At 61.2% G+C, this 18,151-nt stretch carries 16 protein-coding genes and 1 pseudogene; 8 read left to right on the forward strand and 9 right to left on the reverse strand.

What is annotated here, in order from left to right:
* Positions 1 to 94: 94 nt before the first annotated feature.
* The 4 genes from HYG82_RS34365 (at position 95) to HYG82_RS34380 (ending at position 3,706) form a co-directional block, all read left to right on the forward strand.
* A complete protein-coding gene (locus tag HYG82_RS34365; protein ID WP_179261679.1) occupies positions 95 to 889 on the forward strand; it encodes an alpha/beta fold hydrolase in 795 nt (264 codons plus the stop codon).
* A 223-nt stretch (positions 890 to 1,112) separates the two neighbouring features.
* A complete protein-coding gene (locus tag HYG82_RS34370; protein WP_179261681.1) occupies positions 1,113 to 2,354 on the forward strand; it encodes an AMP-binding protein in 1,242 nt (413 codons plus the stop codon).
* Between the two features lie 197 nt (positions 2,355 to 2,551).
* Positions 2,552 to 3,292, forward strand: a complete 741-nt coding sequence (locus HYG82_RS34375; RefSeq protein WP_179261683.1) for a type 1 glutamine amidotransferase — start codon at positions 2,552 to 2,554, stop codon at positions 3,290 to 3,292.
* Between the two features lie 126 nt (positions 3,293 to 3,418).
* Positions 3,419 to 3,706: a hypothetical protein gene (locus tag HYG82_RS34380; protein WP_179261685.1), complete on the forward strand. Its 288-nt coding sequence runs from the start codon at positions 3,419 to 3,421 to the stop codon at positions 3,704 to 3,706.
* Positions 3,707 to 3,802: 96 nt separating this feature from the next.
* Here HYG82_RS34380 and HYG82_RS34385 read toward each other — a convergent pair.
* From HYG82_RS34385 to HYG82_RS44340, 3 genes and pseudogenes are all read right to left on the reverse strand, one after another.
* Positions 3,803 to 5,985: pseudogene (locus HYG82_RS34385) on the reverse strand ((Fe-S)-binding protein).
* 568 nt (positions 5,986 to 6,553) lie between these two features.
* Positions 6,554 to 8,131, reverse strand: a complete 1,578-nt coding sequence (locus tag HYG82_RS34390) for an oligosaccharide flippase family protein (protein WP_179261687.1) — start codon at positions 8,129 to 8,131, stop codon at positions 6,554 to 6,556.
* Between the two features lie 906 nt (positions 8,132 to 9,037).
* Positions 9,038 to 9,166, reverse strand: a complete 129-nt coding sequence (locus tag HYG82_RS44340; protein ID WP_284144999.1) for a hypothetical protein — start codon at positions 9,164 to 9,166, stop codon at positions 9,038 to 9,040.
* A 55-nt stretch (positions 9,167 to 9,221) separates the two neighbouring features.
* Here HYG82_RS44340 and HYG82_RS34395 point away from each other — a divergent pair, with 55 nt between their 5' ends.
* The 3 genes from HYG82_RS34395 to HYG82_RS34405 all read left to right on the forward strand — a co-directional run bounded on the left by HYG82_RS34395 (position 9,222) and on the right by HYG82_RS34405 (position 12,109).
* Positions 9,222 to 10,454: an RNA-guided endonuclease TnpB family protein gene (locus HYG82_RS34395; RefSeq protein ID WP_179261689.1), complete on the forward strand. Its 1,233-nt coding sequence runs from the start codon at positions 9,222 to 9,224 to the stop codon at positions 10,452 to 10,454.
* A gap of 141 nt (positions 10,455 to 10,595) precedes the next feature.
* Entirely contained in the window at positions 10,596 to 11,186 is a 591-nt protein-coding gene (locus HYG82_RS34400) for a conditioned medium-induced protein 4 (protein WP_179261691.1), read from the forward strand.
* Between the two features lie 239 nt (positions 11,187 to 11,425).
* Complete coding sequence (locus tag HYG82_RS34405; protein ID WP_179261693.1) at positions 11,426 to 12,109, forward strand: CRISPR-associated protein Cas4; 684 nt, start codon at positions 11,426 to 11,428, stop codon at positions 12,107 to 12,109.
* 45 nt (positions 12,110 to 12,154) lie between these two features.
* Here HYG82_RS34405 and HYG82_RS34410 read toward each other — a convergent pair whose 3' ends face one another.
* The 3 genes from HYG82_RS34410 to HYG82_RS34420 all read right to left on the reverse strand — a co-directional run bounded on the left by HYG82_RS34410 (position 12,155) and on the right by HYG82_RS34420 (position 13,621).
* The gene (locus HYG82_RS34410; RefSeq protein ID WP_179261695.1) at positions 12,155 to 12,739 is read right to left on the reverse strand and encodes an L-threonylcarbamoyladenylate synthase; all 585 of its coding nucleotides are present in this window, start codon (positions 12,737 to 12,739) and stop codon (positions 12,155 to 12,157) included.
* 61 nt (positions 12,740 to 12,800) lie between these two features.
* Positions 12,801 to 13,316, reverse strand: coding sequence for a redoxin domain-containing protein (locus HYG82_RS34415; protein WP_179261697.1), 516 nt, complete (start codon positions 13,314 to 13,316; stop codon positions 12,801 to 12,803).
* Positions 13,316 to 13,621, reverse strand: coding sequence for a glutaredoxin family protein (locus HYG82_RS34420; protein WP_179261699.1), 306 nt, complete (start codon positions 13,619 to 13,621; stop codon positions 13,316 to 13,318). Before HYG82_RS34420 ends, HYG82_RS34415 begins: the two co-directional genes overlap by 1 nt.
* Before the next feature lie 199 nt (positions 13,622 to 13,820).
* On the opposite strand from HYG82_RS34420, the gene HYG82_RS34425 reads away from it, so the two are divergent.
* Positions 13,821 to 15,227 carry a hemolysin family protein gene (locus tag HYG82_RS34425; RefSeq protein ID WP_179261701.1) on the forward strand — a complete coding sequence of 469 codons (1,407 nt, stop codon included), beginning with the start codon at positions 13,821 to 13,823 and terminating at the stop codon, positions 15,225 to 15,227.
* 10 nt (positions 15,228 to 15,237) lie between these two features.
* Here the strand turns inward: HYG82_RS34425 and HYG82_RS34430 are convergent, their stop codons facing one another.
* The 3 genes from HYG82_RS34430 to HYG82_RS34440 form a co-directional block, all read right to left on the reverse strand.
* Positions 15,238 to 15,984: an LptF/LptG permease family protein gene (locus tag HYG82_RS34430; RefSeq protein WP_179261703.1), complete on the reverse strand. Its 747-nt coding sequence runs from the start codon at positions 15,982 to 15,984 to the stop codon at positions 15,238 to 15,240.
* A gap of 48 nt (positions 15,985 to 16,032) precedes the next feature.
* Entirely contained in the window at positions 16,033 to 17,220 is a 1,188-nt protein-coding gene (locus tag HYG82_RS34435) for an inorganic phosphate transporter (RefSeq protein ID WP_179261705.1), read from the reverse strand.
* 115 nt (positions 17,221 to 17,335) lie between these two features.
* Positions 17,336 to 18,058, reverse strand: a complete 723-nt coding sequence (locus tag HYG82_RS34440; RefSeq protein ID WP_179261707.1) for a DUF5828 family protein — start codon at positions 18,056 to 18,058, stop codon at positions 17,336 to 17,338.
* Positions 18,059 to 18,151: the final 93 nt, after the last annotated feature.

Raw genomic sequence — 18,151 nt, forward strand, 5'->3', positions numbered from 1 at the left:
TCTACTCCTCTGTCGACTCCACGCTTCCGTCCAGTGATCGTCGACTCGATCGAAATCCCTCGCTTCTTTCGGCGTTCGTCCCCTCGAGTCACCCATGCCAACCGCATCGAACGGGACCGTCTCGCTGTACTACGATCGCGACGGCGAGGGAGCACCCGTCGTGTTCGTCTCCGAAGCAGGCCTCGGTGGCTGGCTCTGGGGCTGGCAACACGCCGCACTCGCCGGACCCTACGACGTCGTCGTCTGGGATCTCCGGGGGACGGGACGCTCGGACGCCCCCGTCGGCCCCTACGACCTCGAGACGCTCGTCGCCGACCTCGAGGCGGTGCTTGGAGACTGCGATATCCGCAACGCCCACCTCGTCGGGTGCGGTCTCGGCGGGGCGATTGCGCTCGCGGCGGCCCGGACCTCGAGACGCGTCGAGACGTTGACACTGTTCGGAACTGCACCTCGGGGAAGCGCGTTCGACCTCGAGGCGCTTTTCGCGCCGCCGGACGATCGAGCGGCGCTTCGGTCGTCGCTCGAGGCAGGACTCTCCGAAGACTTTCTCGAGGCCCAGCCCGACGTTTGCGACGGCATCGCGGATTGGCGGGCCGACGGAGATGCCGATCGAGCGGGCTGGACGGCACAGGTCGAAGCGCTCGAGGGATTCGACGCGACCGACTGGCTGGTCGAGGTGACCCAGCCGACACGGGTGATCCACGGCGGCGGGGACGAACTGGTCTCGCCTGCGACAGGAGAAGCGCTGGCGCAAGGGCTGCCGCGTGGCGAGTTCGTCGAACTCGAGGGGGCGGGACACCTCTGTTTCGTCGAGCGCTCGCGGACGGTCAACGACCTGTTGCTGGGCTTTCTCGAGGAGCGGACGGACGGCCCGCGGGATTCGTCGTAGTCGACGAACGGCCCGCGGGATTCGTCGTAGTCGACGGACGGCCGGTGCTCGAACTCGGGAGTCGCAGTTACGCTCGGTATCGCCTGGCTCAGTCGCAGCCGTTCCCGACGGATCGAGTCAACTAGCGGTCGCGACGCACTATCCCGCCAAGTCGTTCGGCGAAAGGTCCGTGCTTGCGACTGACCCCCGGTCTACTACGTACTCGAGCGTGGGAGGGTTCACCGTGACTCTCTCGCTGGCGCGTCGAGCGGAGCACTTCCCGGACCGAACGGCGGTCGTCGACATCTCCGAGGATCGGCTGTACGCCCCTGCAGAAACGATCGACGAAGATCGGATTACCTACGACGGGCTGTCGACGGTTGCGACGCGGACGGCTGCCCGTCTCTCGTCGAGGGGGATCGGCCCCGGCGATACGGTCTGTCTCGTCACGCGAAACCGGGTCGCTTCGCTCGCCCTCTTTTTCGCGTGTCGGCGGCTGGGTGCGACCCTCGCGCCGATCTCGCACCTCCTGACACCGGCTTCGGTCGACCGACCGTTCGACGTCCTCGAGCCCGAACTGGTCGTCGCCGAGGCTGCCCAGCGCGATCTGGTGCGCTCGATCCCGTTCGATCGAGCGGTGACGATCGAGGAACTGACCGAAACCGAACGCGCTCCGGTGGCGTTCGATGACGACCGCGCGAGAACACACTCGCCGCTGGCGCTCCACGGCGTATCGGGGCGTCCGGTCGCCCGCTACTCCGCGGACACCCTCGAGCGAAACTGCGTCACAGGCATCGTCGCGTGGGGGCTCGCCGCGAACGACGTCGTCCCGCTGACGCTACCGCTTGCAACGGCAGACGGGTTCGTTCGCGTGGCGCTGTCGGTGCTCTTTGTCGGCGGGACGCTCCTGCTCGACCGTGCGTTCGACCCCGGCGACGCGGCGACGGCGATGGCCGAAGCGGACGCGACGTTTCTCCCTGGACGCGAACCGGCGATTCGCGATATTGCGAACGCATCCGGCTTCGAGAACGCAGTCGATTCGCTCGAGCGCGTCGTCTGCGAGGGACCGGTCGCCGACGACGTAGTCGCGGCCTATCACGACTGCGGCGTTACAGTTGCTCGAGCCTACGGCCGTCTAGAGTGTCCGACCGCTCTCAGCCAGCGATTTGGCGCAGATCGAGGTGAGTCCGACAGCACCGCCTCCGTCGTCGGCCGTCCGGTTCCTGACTGCCGGGCTCGACTGATCGACGGCGAGGACTCGGTCCTCGAGGATGCGGCGACCGGTCGTCTCCAGCTTGCGGGACCGATGGTCGCCGACGGCTACGTAACTCCGTCCAGCACCGGTGACGAGCAAGGTGGCGAACCCGCTGATCTCGAGGGCAGCGAGCGCGAGGCGGCCGAGGACCGCGGCCGGTTTACCGACGGCTGGTTCGACACGGGCCAGCGCTTCCGCCGGGACGAAGGCGGTAACTATCACCTCCGATGATCGTACCGTCGTGTCTTCGAGAGCGGATTTTCCGTCGGCCCAATTTACGCTGTGACTGATATCCGCCCCGAAGCGAGTGTCTCCCGTCGGTCCCACACCACCCTCTGGCTCGCCCGCCCTTCCACGGGTGTCCCGAATATCGGCAACGTTGCAACCGTGCGCAAGGCCTATTTTTATCGAGTTGCCAGTAGCGTGCAATGAGTCAGCTACGTATCGCCGTCCTGAACGCCGCTCATCGGGACGAAAACACGACGCGGAACTTCCGGCGCGAACTCGACGCGTCGCTGGCAGAGTTCGATGTTACCGACGGTACGGTTCCCGACACTTTCGAGTACGATGGGGTCGTCGTTACCGGCTCGCGGGCGTCGGTCTACTGGGACGACGACTGGATATCGCCGGTCGCGGAGTGGGTCGGCGAAGCGATCGATCGGGGTGTTCCCTTCCTCGGTATCTGCTGGGGCCACCAGCTACTTGCCGACGTTCTCGGCGGCACCGTCGCGGATATGGGCGTCTACGAGGTCGGGTACAGCGAGATCGAACACACCGGCGACTCCCGGCTGTTCGATGGAATCGACGAGACGTTCACCGCCTTCACCAGCCACTCCGACGAGGTCGTCGAACTCCCGCCGGGCGCCACCCCCCTCGCGAGTAACGAGTATTCGAACCACGGGTTCCGAATGGATCGCGTCTTCGGCGTTCAGTTCCATCCCGAGTACGATAGCAAGACCGCTCGCGAACTCGTCCACCGGAAAGAACTCTCCGACGAACGCCTCGAGTCGGTCCTCGGCGAGATTACCGAGGAGAACTATCGGCTGGCCAGCGAGGCGAAACTGGTCTTCGACAATTTTCTCGCGTTCGTCGAGGAGACAAACGAGACCAGCATCGTTGCCGATGGAGCAACCCGAGAGGCGCCGACTCGAGCCGGTTCCACGGACTGAAAGGCGGTATCAGACACCCAGAGCCGTACTGTACTGCCGGCACCGCCGAGGCCATCGTCCACTACGTCTATCGTGTCGGCTGCATACCAGGAAAAGTTTTAGGTCATCAAAACACTTACACCGAGTATGATAACTTCGGTAAAAATAGACGATCGAACGAAGGGGCGACTGCAGGATTTACAGACCGAGATCGAGTCACAGACCGGTCACACGGTAACCCAGCAGGAACTACTCGAGCGATTGGTCGATTCCGTCTACGAGTCCCGCTCTGAGTTTATCGAGTCGCTTCGCGACGAGTGGGACGAACTTTCCGACGAGGATATCGATGGCCTGCTCTCGAGGACGGCAGAGTCGGGAGATGCCATCGACGATGACGACATCGACGACATGATCTACGATAGCGAAACGGAATGAATTCCGTTCCGGTCTCGACACTCCTCGTCGAACGGATATGTGGCGTCGAAGATCGACGTCCAAAACGGCGAAAAAACTACCGAGACCGGTTCTCCGTTAGTCCGCAGCGACTTCGATCTTCGCCTCGTCTTCCTTCTCGATCGCTTCGACGATGAGTTCGGCGACGTCGACGATTTCGATTTCGTCTTCGTAGCCGCCGGTTTTGCGGCCGTCTTCGTACATCGTCATGCACATCGGACAGGCGACGACGAATTTTTCGACGCCACTGCCGGCGTCGGTGTCCTCTAAGGCCTCGCGAATGCGTTCTTCGCTGGGTTTGGGTTCTTCTTCGAAGTCCATCCAGAGGCCGCCGCCGCCGCCACCACAGCAGAACGAATTGCTGCGGTTGCGCGGCATTTCGTCGAGCGTACAGCCCGTCGCCGTGATGAGTTCGCGTGGGGCCTCGTACTCGTCGTTGTAGCGGCCGAGGTGACACGGGTCGTGGTAGGTGACCGTATAATCGAGTTCGGTGCCGGTAAGGTCGAGTCTGCCCTCGGTGACGAGTTCTTCGACGGCCTGGGTCCAGTGGAGGACGTCGATGTCGCCGTCGTCGTTCCACTGGTCGTCGTAGTCGAACGGCATCATCGGGTCGTCCGAGAACTCGTCGAAGTTGAGTTCGGGGTATTCGTTTTTGAAGGTGTTGTACGAGTGCGGGTCGGTACAGACGATCGTGTCGAACTCGCAGTCCTCCCAGGTTTCGACGTGGTGGCCGGCCAGTTCGACGTAGAGCAGTTCCTCGCCGACGCGGCGGATGTCGTTGCCGTCGAACTTCTCGTCGTCGAAGAGGATGCCGAAGCTGACGTCGGCTTCCTTCAGGATGGTCGCCAGCGAGCGGGCGACCTGCTTGTTTCGCGCGTCGTAGCTCGGGAAGTCGCCGACGTACCAGAGGTAGTCGACTTCCTCCTCGCGGGCGTCGGTGACGTCGAACTCGAGTTCGTCGGTCCAGTCGCCGCGGTTTCGGGGTGATTCGCCGAAGGTGTTGCCGTTTTGCATGACGTTCTGGAAGACGTCCTGCATGCTGGGGGGGACGTCGCCCTGGTCGGTCATCTGGCGGTTGAGCCGCGTGAAGCTCTTGAGGTGCTCGATTTCGACGGGGCAGGCGTCCATGCAGGCCATGCAGGCCATGCAGGACTCCATCGTCTCCGTGTTGATGACGGACGTTCCGCCGTCGGCGATGATGGGTTGGTCATCGCCGCCGGCCTCGAGGTCTTCGCGGTAGGATTTCAGGTCGAGGATGACGTTGCGGGTCAGTGGGCGGTCTGAGGCCTTGGCGGGACAGACCGAGAACACCGACCGCACTTGGTACAGGCGTCCTGGTCGAGGATTTCCTTCCAGGTGAAGTCGTCGATGGATTCGGCGTTGGTCGCGTCGAGATCCGAGGGGACGTTCGGCAGGCGCCGGCCGGCTTTCTCGTCACGCGTGACGACGTTCGCGAATGAGGAGATCATGTGGAACGGCTTGGCGTACGGAATCCAGGCGATGAAGAAAAAGGCGATCAGCGAGTGGGTCCACCAGGCGAGCCAGTGGAGGTTCTCGACGTTGAATCCGGCGCCGTTGAGCCCGGCCTGTTGTGCGCCGAGCGTCGAGAGTCCGATCGCATCGAAGCCGAGCGCCATCCCGTAGGCGACGAAGCTGACGACTTCGTGGTCGGGGATGCCGGCGCTGTAGACGCGCAGTCCCTCGAGCAGGAAGCCGCCGGCGCCCAGCGCGAACAGCGTCCAGATGAAGAGGTCGTCCTCGACGGAGGTGTGTCGATCCCAGAGGCGGTGATTGCGCACCCAGTAGCGCCGGTACATCGCCATTCCGATGCCGACGACGAACAGCAGTCCCATCGCGTCGACGACGAACGAGTAGGCGAGATAGAAGTCCCCTTCCCAGAACGTCCTGTGGAGGATCTTCTGGAAGGCGTACTGATCGAACCCGATAATTATGGTCGCGATCAACAGCGTCAAGAATCCCCACATAATAAACGAGTGCATCAGGCCGCCGTAGAGATCCCTATTGAACTGTTTCTCGTTCGAGAGAACGATTTTTGCGCTGCGTACGATTCGGTCAGGAAGATCGTCGAGTCGAGCGAACGAGTCGTCGTCGCCGTCGGCGTAGCGTGCGAACCGCTGGTAGACGCCGTAAACGAAAACGGCGATGGCGGTAAACGCAAGGAGGTAGAACACCGCGTACTCGACGCTGGTGATCCCCCAGTACGTCTCCCTCGCCACGTCCGACTGTGCTAAGGCGCTCATGTCCAATGAGGGGCAGGGCTGTAACTTAATTCTTATCACACCGTCCGTCAGGCTTCCCCAACGCTGTCTTGCGAAAATTTTCCTCAAATTTCGAGTTTATAATAGTTGACCATGTTCGATTTGATTCTCGACTTGGTCGATGGTATTCAGAGTGGCGATTGCCGGAGCGAGGCGATGGACCTCGAGGCGGATGCGCCTGTCTGTCTTCGCCTCGGTGGAGCAAGAATCGAGCCCCGATAGCAGTCAGTGCCGGGGATGGAGCTGTCTCACGCGACTACGACACGCAGAATCACGCTCCCCGACCCGGCGCTACCGGCTGTACGTCACTATCGATCCTGTTTCGAACGAATTTCCCCACAACTGACACCTGTTCGAGAAATAAACGGTTCACCTGTCAGTTGGGAACTCGTTTGAAATGGTGAACCTGGTATCCGAAAGACCCCTTCAGAGCGACGTCTACCGCTCGAACTACCCCTTCTGAGAAACGTCTATCCAACAGCGGCAACGACGCCGGGTCGTGGTGTCGAGCTCCGTGATTTGTCCCATCCCGATCGGGTCGAACAAGCGATCACGGACGAAAAAACTCGCCAACCCCAGTCTCGACCTTGAGCCGGCGGAGATGCTTGCAGAGCGTATTCGCCAGTGCGCCGATTGGATCCGGGAACTCCGTAAGAATCTCGAGTATCTCAAGGGCCCCAATCGCGCGGACACTAATCGCAACGAGGAGAAAGATTCCGAGTCCGAGTGGCGGGACAACAAGGATCGAAACCGGAAGCGTGCCAACGTACGGAACCGTGATTACGGAAGTAATAGCCGATGCGAGTCCGAATATCGGTACGGCTGTGATGAGTGATGCGAGTGTAATACGGCCGACGCGCGCATCGGCGAGCGGATCGAAGCCAATTTTCCGTGCACTCCAGACGTGGAGGACGACCATCGATGTGTATCCTATGCTCGTCGCAACGGCAGCCCCTTGCATCCCGTACCGAGGGATCAATATCAGGTTGAGCAAGAGGTTGACAACCGCAGCAACACCAGTTGCCGCGATTGGGTACCGCAACTCGCCGTTGCCCTGACTGATTGCAAGTATCGGACGAGCGAGTGCAAAACCAAGCGACCCGGGAAGCAACAGGAGCAACGGACCAACAGGTTCCATTCCGTATCTCCAGTAAGCAGGGATGACCTCTGATGCGAGGGAGGCTATCCCGATACTCATCACTGCAGTGAGCAAGAACGTGTATCTCGTCGTCTTTGCGGCCAGCAGCGATATTTGTTCTGTTTTTCCGTTCGACCACAGCTCGGCCGTCGAATGAACAAAGACCGTCTGGAATACGATAGGGACGAACCAGAGGAACTCTGCGAATTCTAGTGCGGCTTTGTAATATCCAACCTCATCACCTCCGACCCATGCCTGTAACATGAGAATGTCGACGTGATACAGCGACATAAGGAGGAAAATAAGGGCGATCGACAGCGAGTTGAAGGTCAGCATCTCCCTCCGAGGGAACCCCTCTGGGGGTCGACGAAAGACGTTCTTGAGGGATTTGCGGTTGTGAAGTACAGTTAGCCCACCGATCGCAGCTAGCCCCGTTGCGACAATCTGGCCGATGATCGCACCGATAACACCGTATCCAGCAGCAATTAGGGGCAATGCGACGAGCGGAAAGGAAACCGAATAGAGAATTTTCAGCGGTTCGGAATACCGCTCGAGACCGAACCCCATGAGCGATTTCCGCGCGAACTCCCAATACTGTGCCGTGATCACGAGCGCGATGAGGACGTAAAAATACCGTGAGAACCGAGAGCTAAACACGGTAGCGAAAAAATCACTATATGTCGCACACGCGAGGACGATTGTCCCGCCGATAGCGAGACCAGTCGCGGTCCGAAGATAGAACCCGATGACTGACGCTTTCCACCTGTCTCCATCGCGATCTTCGGCGAGGTACTTTCGAACGCCGTCGGAGATCCCAGCGCTCACGAAGATCATGAATATCGCCTGAACGGCCATTACCGTCGCGTACTCGCCAAACTGCTCCGGACCGAGCAATCGAGCGAGAACGGGTTTCGAGAGGAGCCCAACGATGAGCGCAACGAACTTGCTCGCCGAGACGGAAAGGATACCGCTTAAGATACTACGATCCATGATGTCGTTGCTGGAAATTCAAAACAGGTGGAATGACTTACTGTCACTTGTTGAAAATCGGGCAGATTGAGCACGATATGACTCCATCTACCATTCACCGCCCATGTCAGATGTTCGCTTTTTATTGTTTTATCGACAACGGTTAATATACTCAGCAACATGGTATTTCGGGGGAAATATAGTAAAATCTTATAGATTTGGAGGGGATTGTCGATATCTTAGCAGCCGCATGTACAATCGGCGGTAGTATAGTATCCGATGATTGGATGACACCATTTTATTTCTCTGATGGTATTTTTTATCACCATATAGAATTATAAATAAGTTAAGGTTATCAATTCAAATCATTACGAGTAATACGTACGATGACGCTGGTAAGGATGCGTCTACTACGCGAGCGTGCCCCAACCCTCCCCCCGTCGCATCGAACAGGCAATCGAAATGGGGGCGGCCGAGTTGCTCGGCAAGGCAACGTCCGGATTCGGGGCTGGACGTATCGATGCACCGGCCACGATCAAACGAATTTCGGACCGGTTATAGTGATGATCCGCACACGCTTTCAGCGAGATCAGTACGTCACTGGTCGGAGTCGGATGTGAAGGAATGTGGTGGTCCTCGAGGCGGATGCGCCCGTCTGTCTTCGCCTCGGTGGAGCAAGAATCGAGCCCCAGAAGCAGCCGGTGCCGGCGATGAAGCTGTCTCACGCGGCTATGACACGCAGAATCACGCTCCCCGACCCGGCGCTACCGGCTGTACGAAACCAGCCGACTCGATAGCTTAGAAACCGGTTAAAATGCCACATGGACGCCCCGAAAGACTGCTCGAACGTGACGCATCTTCAAACAGCGAGGGAATCCCGGCCTTCAGGCCGGGCGGGAATCGCGTCACTCTTAGACGCATCTGCTGTCAGTCGGCATTGCCGGATTCCTCTCGTTTGTTGTCGATACACTCTCTGACGAGACTCGACAGGTTGATGTGATTCTCGTCTATCCACTCGGCCTGTTCCTCTGTGATGGTGATATTCTTCCGTATCATCACCTGCATCTGTGTGTTCGATGCGCATAAGTGTGTTTAGTGTGTACTCCGTCGTGTGTCCGATCCGGTGACGAAGACGCTTCAGGCTACGCTCGCTCTACCCACGGCGGGCAAAGAGCAACGTCTGTCGCGTCTGCTGGACACATATCGTGAGGCACTGCACGACGCCTTCGACGCCGGGGCCGATACAATGTCTGCGGTCAACGACCTTGTGACGCCCTACGACCTGCCGTATCAGGCCAAAGACGCGCTCAAATCCTACGTCCCAAAACTTCGGGATACCTACGACGCCTCGGAGTTGGACGACGAGCATCCGCTTCGGCTCGTCAACCGTGCCGCGACGTTCGACTACTCCGACGAGCGCGAGTATGGCTACGTCTGGCAGGTTCCCCAACCCGGTCGCGGGACGAATTTCTGGATACCACTTCAGATCAATCCCGAACAGGAATCGCTGTGGGCCGACCTGTTGAGCGATGACGGAGCAGAACCCGGCGAAATCCGACTCCAACGACACCGAACGTCGTGGGAGTTGCACGTCACCGTCAAGCACGAGATCGAACAGGCAGAGCCGAACGACCCGACGTACATCGGCTTCGACGTTGGTGAGAGCGCGTTGATTACGGGCTGTGCCCTGAAACGCGACGTGCCACGGGAGCCGATCATCGTCAGTGGCAATCGAGCGCGGCATCTGCGGAAAGAGATGCACACCACCCTGAAACGACTCCAAGAGCGAGACGCCGCCGAGTGGCGGATTGACGAGCGGTTCGGCCACTACCAGAACGCGCTCACTGATATTGTCGAGAAGGTGTCTCGGCAGGCCGTCGAGTACGCCCGACAATTCGAGAAGCCGGTAATCGTGATGGAGAATCTGACGTACATCCGCGAGTCGCTGGACTACGGTTCGTACATGAACCGACGACTCCACGCATGGGCGTTCGCCCGATTGCAGGGCCGTATCGAGGACAAAGCGCGGGAGGCTGGAATCTCGGTCGAATACATCCGACCGGAGTACACCAGCCAGACGTGCCACGCCTGTGGCCACATCGGGAGTCGTAACGGCGACGACTTTCGGTGTACGAACGATGATTGCCACATAACAGTGTTCCACGCCGATCTGAACGCGGCGGCGAATATCGCTGGCCGTGTTGACCCGTGGGGAGAGAGCCTGTCTTGGGAACCGACAGGCAATGACTCGCCTCGGGATGGGAGCGCGCGTGACAGCGCCACAGTCCACCGTGAGACGAGCGAGAAACACTCGCAGATGAGACTCACGGCGTACACGGACTGAAACCTCACCGGGCTTGCTACATCGGTGGCAGGACCGGAATCCAACCGTGTTGGAAGTCTCGCCGTTTACGGCGGGCGAGGATGTCACACCGATCTAAGCTGGCAACAGGCTTAAATAGCCACCCATCGGGAGTGTCCACCCATGAAAGACAAAACCGAAGAACTCAGGGATATCTTCACTAGCGTTACCGACGGCGAAGACACGATCACCGAATCGCAAGAGGACACCCGCGGCTCCCTCGAGCGCGACGAGCGAACCGACGAGGAACGCCTCGAGAGCGTCGTCACGCAGATGCGCGAGCGCTACGCGTTCGACACGGACCTCTCCGATGACGAACTGATAACGGTCGCCAGGGAGTTCTACGACGACCGGGACGACGCGGCGATCGCCGGGGGGTTGGGGGTCGAACCGGACGAGGTCTTCGTGGCTCGACTGTCGCTGCACCTCGTCGGCGAGGAGGATGCAGACGAGGTCGACCTCGCGGCGATTCGCGACCGCGAGGAGGACGATGCGACGTTGGCCGACGAGTACGACGTCAGCGAAGCCCAGATCCGCCGGTACCGCCGCGTCGCACAGGCGGAAGACCAGTCCCGAGCCGCGAACGACCGCTACCGCGATGAATTCGACAGCATCCTCGCGGACGCCGAACTCTCCGAGCGCATGACGACCGACGTCCGTGAAGACGGACTCGAGGACGCGACCGAGGGGATGGAAACCGAGGTGGATTTCTAACGACCTTTTCAGCGGGTCCTCGCTCACTGTGTTCGCTCGAATCCGGTCAAAAACATCGATGGAAAAGGCCGAGGGCGAGCGAGGCGAGCGCTCGGGACAAGTACGCTCGTACTGCAGAGGCTTTGATCGCGAATACCTTCCTCGAACTGAAGCCGCAGCGCGTCCACCTGGCCTCCCGGTGACGCGTTGCTTCGATGGCTGAGCGAGACTTCTTATATCGGGGCGCGGCCAGACGGCCCGTGACCCGAACGCAGGTTTCGTTTAGCGATCTCCGGACCGCCGCGTACTGCCCGCGGAAGTGTTACTATCAGCGGACGCTGCCGGACGAGGACCGCGAGCCACCATCCGAAGTCGACGCCATCCGCGTGCTCGCAACCCGGTACGAGGAGTTACTCGAGGCACCGCCGGCCGCCCTCGAGCGCGAGCCGATCGCCATCCCTCCGACCCGGTACCGCGATCGGTTGACGTCGACCCGACGGCGACTCGAAGCTGCGGGCCACTGGGACCGTCTCTGCAATCCGAGCGACCGGGGGGTGTTCGCGGCCGGCAAACACTGCCGGGGTATCGTCCACAAGGTCCTCGGAAACCCGCTCGAGCCGGTATTAATTTCGTCCGGCGAACCACCGGATACCGGGGTCTGGGAGCCGCAGTCGGTTCACGCGGTCGCGGCCGCAAAGGCGCTGGCCTGGCAACGCGGCGAGCGAGTCGAGCGAGCCTGGCTCGAGTATCCGGCCTATGGCGTGATTCGATCGCTCGAGCTTACGACCCGGCGGAAAGCGCAGTTTCGCAACGCACTTCGGACGGTCCGAGAACTGGACGGGCCGCCGGCCCGGACGACCAACCGCTCGAAGTGCGACGCGTGCGAGTTCGTGGCCGACTGCGGGGTGAAAACGAGAACCTTGCGATCGCTACTGGGGCTCTAGTGGCGTCTCAGCTCGGAGTTTTGATTCCGTCCACGATCCAAAGCGCTAGTGGCGCTCGAGCCACCTCTCTATCTCGTCGGCCAGCGCGCCGCGTCTGTGGATCGTCCCCGCCGAGACGTCGACGACGGTGCTTTCGCTGCCGGGGGTTTCGCCTCCGTCGAGGACGACTTCGGTGGCTTCTCTGATTTCGGGATCGACGGCTGCGAGGGTACGGGCGCTCTCTCGGCCGCTTACGTTCGCGCTCGTCGCGGTGACCGGCGTGCCGGCGCGCTCACAGAGCGCGAGCGCGAGGTCGTGATCGGGCACGCGGACACCGACGCGGCCGCGGCCCGCCGTGAGCTCGTCCGGGACGGCTTCACGACGACGACAGAGGACAGTCACGGGCCCCGGAAGGAACGAGGCCATAAACCGCCGCTCACGGTCGGTCGCGCGAACGTACTGCAGTGCCGACGGGACCGACGGAACGGCAAACGAGATGGGTTTCGATCGGTCACGCTCTTTCACCTCGTAGACGCGACCGACTGCGTCGGAGTCGAGTGCCGCCGCGCCGAGACCGTAGACCGTCTCTGTCGGGTAAACGACGAGAGACCCCGTATCTATCGCGTCCGCCGCGCGGTCTAGTTCGCTCATTTGGTTCGACATCGTCTGATACGGAGCAAAAAGCTGTCGGGTGTTCCGACCGAGTCGCCCGTTACGCGAGTCCGAGTTCCGACTCGAGATCGTCGTAGTCAGGGAACTCGGGCCAGTCGGTGGCGACCCATGCGCCCTCGACGGTGCGATCGTCACCGAGCGCGAAGAAGGCGACGCGCGGTTCACTGAGTCCGGTCATACCGTCGAGCGCGTGATCGATGCCGTACGACGCTGCGACCTCGTTGCTCGGATCGGTGAAAAACTGGAAGGGGAGGTCGTTGTCCGCGAGGAATCGCTTGACGCCGTACGGTGTCGAGGCCGTGACGCCGACGACACGAGCCGCACGTTCGTCCCAGTTCCTCTCTGCGAGTTCGTCCCAGACGTATTTCGCGACGAACGAGCCGGTCATCGGCGTGAAGACGAGGATCGTCCGCCCATCCGCCTCGTCGACGAGATCCGAGAGCGTTCGGTCCTCCCAGAACTCGGCAGTGACGAGCGGGCGGGTGAATTCGGGAGCTTCTTCGCCGGGTTCGGGATGGTCGGTCGGGCCGAGATCGACGACCTCGAAGTCGGGCATCAGTCGTCACCCCCTGCATTCGCCGTGGCCCCGTCGGGCCGGTCTCCTTCACCGTACGTCGACTCGAGGTAGCTCACGATGTTGGCGCTTTCCGCCATCGTGACGCCGGTGTTCCCGTCGACGATGACGGGGACGGTACGGACGCCAGCAGTGCGTTTGACGACGTTTCGCTTCGAGTGCATCGGTTCGACGAACCGGGATCGATAGCCGAGGTCGTACTCGTCGAGCAATCGGGTAACGCGCTCGCAAAACGGACACCCCTGCAGCCGGTAGAACGTGATCGGTGGGTCGGCAGTCTCGCTCATGCTCACGCGTACGGGAAACGAGCGGAAAACCGTGTCGTCGCCGGCGGGGATGGCCGTAATAGGTCGGCGTCGGCAGTGAAAGCTGTGAACGGCCGTGACCGGCAGTGTTGACCGTAGTAAGTCTGGACCGGCGGTGATCGCCGTTTCCAATCCACAAATGGGAAACTGTTAACCGATTCAGCTATAACCCAGTATATCAATGGCGCCGTCTCCATCCCCCGAGGTTATGTTGGTCCTGTACGAGATCCCGGTGGTGGGCCTCGAGATCGATCAGTCGGTGGTGACGATCCTCGGTGCATTCGCCCTTGTCGTTCTCGTCGCTCTCTCCGGGTTCTTCTCGTCGTCCGAGATAGCGCTGTTTTCCATCCCCAAACATCGCGTCGACGGAATGGTCGAGGACGGCATCCCGGGTGCACAGCGAGTGAAGTCGCTGAAGGCGGACCCGCATCGGTTGCTCGTGACGATCCTCGTCGGAAACAACATCGTCAACATCGCGATGTCGTCTATCGCGACGGCCTTGCTCGCGCTCTACTTCGGCGGCCTGACGGCCGTGTTGTTCGCGACGTTTGGGATTACCGCGATCGTCCTCCTGTTCGGCGAGAGCGCGCCCAAGTCCTACGCCGTCGAAAACGCCGAGTCGTGGTCCATCCGCGTCGCAGGACCGTTGAAAGCCGCGGAGCGACTGATGTACCCCCTGGTCATCCTCTTCGATTATCTCACGCGCCAGATCAACCGGCTCACCGGATCGACGGGGGCGATCGAGACGCCGTACGTCACTCGCGACGAAATCCAGGAGATGATCGAATCCGGCGAGCGCGAGGGCGTCTTAGAGGAAGATGAACACGAGATGCTGCAGCGTATTTTCCGGTTCAACAACACGATCGTCAAGGAAGTCATGACGCCACGACTTGACATGACGGCGGTGCCGAAAGACGCCGGCATCGATGAAGCGATCGAAACCTGCATTCAGAGCGGCCACGCTCGCGTCCCGGTTTACGAGGGGAGCCTCGACAACGTCCAGGGCGTCGTTCACATCCGTGATCTCGTTCGCGATCTCAACTACGGCGAGACCGGGGGGAACGAACTCGAACTCGGTGACCTCATCCAGCCCACGCTACACGTGCCGGAGTCGAAGAACGTCGACGAACTGCTCTCCGAAATGCGGGAAAACCGGATGCACATGGCGATCGTCATCGACGAGTTCGGCACCACGGAGGGGCTGGTGACGATGGAGGACATGATCGAGGAGATTGTCGGTGAGATCCTGGAAGGCGGCGAGGAACAACCGATCGAGGAAATCGACGCAGACACCGTCCTCGTCCGGGGCGAGGTCAACATCGAGGACGTCAACGAGGCGCTCGAGATCGACCTCCCGGAAGGACAGGAGTTCGAAACCATCGCTGGCTTCATCTTCAACCGCGCGGGACGCCTCGTCGAGGAAGGAGAGGAAATCACCTACGACGGCGTCCGCATCACCGTCGAAACCGTCGAAAACACCAGGATCATGAAGGCCCGCCTTCGGAAACTCGAAATCGTTGACGAAGAACCCGATACGGACGAGGAAGGCGGCGCACCCGCCCTCGAGATCGACGAAAACGATACGTAAGTCGAGGAACTCAGCTGTCCGCGTCGACCAGTGCGGCGACGTCGCGTGCGACCGCGGGCGGGACGACGATTCTCCGCGGTCCCTGAACGTACTGGCCGTCCGGTTGCGCGTACCTGAGATTTAGGATGGCGGCGTCGCCGAGCCGTCGGATCGAAACGTCGGTAATCACCGCAAGGTCGACCCGCTGCTTCGGCTCGTAGAGGTATATCGTCCCCTCTGACCGGTCGAGCATCCCGACCGACTGCAAGAACGATGCCAGGACGAGCGCGACCAGCGCAAAGGGGAGAAACAGTGCCGCCAGTCCCGTGAAGGGACCCGCGCCGACGGCCAGCAGTTCGTTCTGGGAGACGTATCGCCCGACTCCCATCAGCACGCCAATGATCGCGGCCATCGCGACGGTGCCGACTGCGGCGTCCATCGCTCGATCCAGGCGCACTCCCGACGGAACGTCGATGGAGATCGACCCAGTGAGTCGCGTGAGGTGGCGCTCGGTGTCGTCGGCGATGGCGAGCGCGAGGACAGTCGCTGCGAGGGCTGCAATGAGAGCGAGGACGGCGCTCCGACCGACCTCACCGGCGGCCTCGCCGGCCAGCCGGTAGAGACGCCAGCAGATGACGATGCCGATCGCGGCGAAGAAGGTGCCGACGCCGAACGACCACAGGAGCCGGACGGTTCGGGACGTACTGGCGTCCCGTCGCCACTGGATCGTCTCGTCGCTCTCTCCGTCTCCAGTGCGGTCGACGGTGTCCTCGTCCATAGTCGAATTCACGACCCACCGTGTAAAGACCGTTCGATGTCAGCCGGCTCAGAGCGCGATCGCGTCGATGGCAGTGTAGCCGACGTAGGCGACGAGGACCGAACCGGTGAGCGAGCCGATCCACGCGAGGACGGTAAAGCCCATTTTTCGAGCGCTGACCCCGCCACCGGCTGCAGCGTAGCCGCTGCCGATGATCGCGCTGACGATGATCTCGTTGAACGAAACGGGAATCCCGTAGAAGACCGCCGCCTGTGCGATGATGAACGAGGGGATGAGCGCAGCGATCGACCGCCGTGGACCAAGCGAGGAGTAGTCCTGGGAAATCGCCTTGATCATTCGCGGTGCGCCGGTCCACGATCCGAGAAGGAGGCCGAAGCCCCCTCCGACGAGCATCGCGAGCAGCGGCAATTCGAGTTCGCCCGAGAGGGGGATCAGTGGGCCAATCGCCAGTCCGACCTGACTGCCGCCGGCGGAGAAGGCGACGAGGCTACCGAGCACGAGCAGGAAATGTCGCTCGCCGCGCTCGAGGCCGTTGCTGAGGTCGAACCCGATCAGGATCGACCAGACGGCCGCGATCGCAAGCGTCGCGGCGACGATGCCGACGGTTTCCGAACCGGGGAGCAATCCGCTCGAGACCTGGGCGACCGAGGCGCCTCCGGCCTCCGGCGGTCCGAGGATCGCGAATTTGATGTTGGCAATGATCCCGCCGACGAGTCCGGCCAGGACAACGATAAAGTACGCCTCAGAGATCCAGTCGGCTCGCAGTAACCGGGCGACGGCGTAGGCGATCCCGCCACCGACGAACGGTGTGAGGATCCACAGCGAAGCTATCTCGGTGTACTTGGCCCACGCCGGGGTGCCACCCATGGCGAGGCCGACACCGATGACTGCCCCGGTTACGGTAAATGCGGTCGCGATCGGATAACCAGTGAAGATACCGATTGCGACGAGGGCGGCCGCGATCAGGAGGGCCATGGTAGCTGCAATCGACGACAGCGTCACCCCGCCGATCAGCTCGGTGCCGACTGCTTCGGAAACGTTTGCTCCCTGAAGGACTGCGCCGCTGAAACCGAGCAAGCCGACGAGAAATCCGGCTCGCATTACCGAAATCGCATTCGCTCCGACGGCGGGTGCGAACGGAGTGGAGCCACTCGAGCCGGCACCGATTGCCCAGGCCATGAAGAGGCTTGCGAGTCCGGCCACGGCAACGGTTCCGAGCGTGGCGATATCGACCATCTACTCGCTTCCAATTGGCTGATCCTACAAGTGTGTGCCGACCTCCGATTGTCGATAGCGGCTGCTCGCTCGCGAACGACGGGATTCGTCGCCGTTTCGTTGGTTCCGTTTCCCGTCAGTTCGTCGTCGACCTGGAGTTGTCGTCGGGTTTGGGTGGTGGCTCTGCGCCTTCGATGGCTTCGGCGGCGTCGGTGTCTTTTTCGACCTCGACGTGCCAGCGGTCGATCTCGTCTTCGAACTCCGCGAGCCGATCGGAGACGTCCTCTTTGAGGTCGTCATCGTTGACGTTGACCTCGAAGACGAACTGCTCACCGTTCCCGCCGTTGCGCGTCGACTGCTGAACGTTTGCGCTGACGAGTTCGTTATCGAAGTAGTAGGGCGCGAGCTGGGTCATCACGTTCTGATAGACCGTGTCTTCGACTCGGCGCAGGGCTTTGCGCCCCGCGGAGTCGGCTGCTCGCGCAACGTAATCGATCGACTCCTTCCAATTGCCGACGGCGGCCTCGGCGTCGTCATCCTCGAGTTTTTCGTAGGATTCGGACAATTTTTCGCCGGCAGTCTTGATGTCTTCGTCGGGCTTTTTGCCCGCCTTTTCACCCTTGCCTTCCTCAACGCTGGCCTGGTCTGCGGTTTTTTCACTGACATCGGAATCGAGGGTCTCGTGGGCCTTGGGACGCCACTCGTCCCACTCCTCGAACGCGCGGGCATATTGCGCACCGTCGGATCGATCGGGATCGTGAGCCCCGGCATCTTGAAGCGCGCGTGTGATGCGTTCCCCGTGTTCGACGATGTCGCCCCAGTCACCGCGAACCTTGAACCCCGAAATGCTCTCTTCCATTCGGCTGGCCGATTGTTAGCGTGCGGATCAGTATAAACTTCTCTGCCGTCGCCAGCAGGGAGGGGAGTGGATCACGGTCGAACGTCGGTGGTC

This window comes from Natrinema halophilum (genome assembly GCF_013402815.2).
Lineage (GTDB): Archaea > Halobacteriota > Halobacteria > Halobacteriales > Natrialbaceae > Natrinema > Natrinema halophilum.

Bases quoted from the DNA above. Each gene is read 5' to 3' on its own strand.
- HYG82_RS34365 (WP_179261679.1), top strand. From the start codon at position 95: ATGCCAACCGCATCGAACGGGACCGTCTCGCTGTACTACGATCGCGAC.
- HYG82_RS34375 (WP_179261683.1), top strand. From the start codon at position 2,552: ATGAGTCAGCTACGTATCGCCGTCCTGAACGCCGCTCATCGGGACGAA.
- HYG82_RS34380 (WP_179261685.1), top strand. From the start codon at position 3,419: ATGATAACTTCGGTAAAAATAGACGATCGAACGAAGGGGCGACTGCAG.
- HYG82_RS34390 (WP_179261687.1), bottom strand. From the start codon at position 8,131: ATGGATCGTAGTATCTTAAGCGGTATCCTTTCCGTCTCGGCGAGCAAG.
- HYG82_RS44340 (WP_284144999.1), bottom strand. From the start codon at position 9,166: ATGATACGGAAGAATATCACCATCACAGAGGAACAGGCCGAGTGGATA.
- HYG82_RS34400 (WP_179261691.1), top strand. From the start codon at position 10,596: ATGAAAGACAAAACCGAAGAACTCAGGGATATCTTCACTAGCGTTACC.
- HYG82_RS34410 (WP_179261695.1), bottom strand. From the start codon at position 12,739: ATGAGCGAACTAGACCGCGCGGCGGACGCGATAGATACGGGGTCTCTC.
- HYG82_RS34415 (WP_179261697.1), bottom strand. From the start codon at position 13,316: ATGCCCGACTTCGAGGTCGTCGATCTCGGCCCGACCGACCATCCCGAA.
- HYG82_RS34420 (WP_179261699.1), bottom strand. From the start codon at position 13,621: ATGAGCGAGACTGCCGACCCACCGATCACGTTCTACCGGCTGCAGGGG.
- HYG82_RS34425 (WP_179261701.1), top strand. From the start codon at position 13,821: ATGGCGCCGTCTCCATCCCCCGAGGTTATGTTGGTCCTGTACGAGATC.
- HYG82_RS34430 (WP_179261703.1), bottom strand. From the start codon at position 15,984: ATGGACGAGGACACCGTCGACCGCACTGGAGACGGAGAGAGCGACGAG.
- HYG82_RS34435 (WP_179261705.1), bottom strand. From the start codon at position 17,220: ATGGTCGATATCGCCACGCTCGGAACCGTTGCCGTGGCCGGACTCGCA.
- HYG82_RS34440 (WP_179261707.1), bottom strand. From the start codon at position 18,058: ATGGAAGAGAGCATTTCGGGGTTCAAGGTTCGCGGTGACTGGGGCGAC.